The 2,111-nt window shown below is 44.6% G+C and carries 1 protein-coding gene and 1 pseudogene; both read right to left on the bottom strand.

The genetic code is table 11. The features are described 5' to 3' along the window. Window positions 1-199: 199 nt before the first annotated feature. Window positions 200-1,408, bottom strand: coding sequence for a sodium/glutamate symporter (gene gltS / locus AB4351_RS19870; RefSeq protein ID WP_017061004.1), 1,209 nt, complete (start codon window positions 1,406-1,408; stop codon window positions 200-202). Window positions 1,409-1,478: 70 nt separating this feature from the next. After that, a pseudogene (locus AB4351_RS19865) lies at window positions 1,479-2,111 on the bottom strand (bifunctional aspartate transaminase/aspartate 4-decarboxylase); the annotation flags it as partial.

The raw sequence follows: 2,111 nt of genomic DNA, 5'->3' as shown, positions 1-2,111 counted from the left end.
CCAATTAGGAAACAAAGCCGATTTAACCCGTCCATTGAACTCGCGGTAAAATCATCGAAATAAGCTAGTGATCTGAACCAGCGGAACTGGACACCTTTCAAACCGTCACTCCTCTTCTGAATATAGTTTTTGATGTCTTGAGTAAATTTTAAAGTCAAAGTACTGAACTTTGGTAATCCCCTTTGATGGGGAAGATCCATCAAGACATGAAATGTAAGAATGTCTCTATAACGATTAGGTTTGAGAGATCGATAAAGAACGCACCAATTAACGGCACGATAAAATACGCTTGTGGCGATGGGCCGTAGTAACCCGTGATACCATTCATATTGAGCATGGCTGTCGGTGTCGCACCCAAACCAAAGCCCGCATGACCACTTGCCATCACCGCGGCATCATAATTTTTACCGAGTAGCTTATAGGTAACGGACGTAACAAACACAATAGTAAACAATGTTTGAATCGTTAGGATAACCACCAGCGACAACGCCATATCAAACAGCTGCCAAAGTTTGATTTCAAGCAATGCCATAGATAAGAAGACACTTAGGGCAATTGAGCTTAAACGTGCCACTTCGACCATCGCAATCTTGGCAGGTTTGCTCTCGCTAAATAGTGTTGAGAATAGTGCACCAACAAATAACGCATAGACGAAATTTGGCACCATGTTCAGCCAATGCACATCGAGCACAAGCACTAAACTATGTAGCATTTGGCTGAGCTCAACACAGCATGCTAAAAGAACAACGCTTCCGATGCCATGTAGTACATTGCCCTTAGTCGGCATGTGATGGGCCTTTTTGTGTTCCACATCTGCTGCATGTACGTTCGGTGTTGAAAGTTGATTTTTTTCAACCAAATACGTGCCTAAAGGCGCTCCGATAATACCGCCAATCACAAGACCAAAAGTGGCACAGGCCATCGCGATTTCGAGTGCATTATCGACACCAAAATGGTCATGAAACATCGACGCCCATGCAGCACCTGTACCATGCCCACCTGATAGGGTGATAGAGCCCGTCATCAGTCCTAGCTTAGGATCCAGCCCTAAGAACGAGGCTGCAGCGACACCAATAGCGTCCTGAAAAATAATATAAACAACGGCGATTCCGAGAAAGACAACGAACAAGCGTCCACCTTGGAATAGCTGCTTGATATTTGCGCTTAAACCAATGCCTGCGAAAAACATCAGCATCAACGTCTCTTTATAAGGAAGTTCAAATTCGAACTCCATTCCCATGCGATATAAGCAAGTAGTAATTAAGGCTGCGATGCACCCACCAATCACCGGCCCTGGGATATGATATTTACTTAATATTGGTGTGTGTTTTTTGGTTACCTCACCAAACAACAACATCAAGAGTGCCAAAATGGCAGATTCAACGGCATTTACAGAAATTACATTCATTATCACGACCTAAACAACCGAATAAAAAAGCCCCGACTTGACGGGGCTTATATTTTCTAGCAACTACGAATTACGCAGAGAACTCTTGGAAGTACTCATCCAACACAGTGCGTGTTGCACGGCCAATTAGCTCGTACTCGTGGTGAGTAAGGTTCGCTAGTGATACACGTACTGATGCGTGTACTGTGTCGAAACCTTTACCAGGTAGTAAGATTACGCCGGTTTCGTGAGCAAGACGGAATAGGAAGTCTTTACCTTTCTCGTTAGCTTTGAACCAGTCGACAAACTCTTGACCGTAAAGTTTGCCACCTAGCGTGTCTAGCTCTAGTAGTGTGTAGTAATCCACACGGTCTTTGTTCTCTTCGATTGCTACACCCATGTTTTTGTAAAGCGTTGTGTAGCGCTCACGGATGATGCGTTTACAAGCGGCTTTGTAGCGACCTTCTGAGTCCATTAGACAAGTTAGAGCAAACATCGCCATTTGCACTTGTTGCGGTAGAGATAGACCGGCAGTGTGATTCAAGGCTACGCTACGGCTATCCGCAACGATGCGGTCGATGAACTTAATGTCACGTGGCTCTGGAGTCAGTGTTTTGTAACGGTCATCAAGTTGACACTGTTTTTCTTCGCTGAAAGAACTTAGTGCGTCATCAAATACGTTTTTGTGTTGGATACCAATGGTACCTAAACGCCAGCCTGTTGC

The sequence above is a fragment of the Vibrio sp. 10N.261.51.F11 genome (genome assembly GCF_041471665.1).
GTDB lineage: Bacteria > Pseudomonadota > Gammaproteobacteria > Enterobacterales > Vibrionaceae > Vibrio > Vibrio crassostreae_C.
This window is presented reverse-complemented; position numbering and strand designations above follow the sequence as displayed.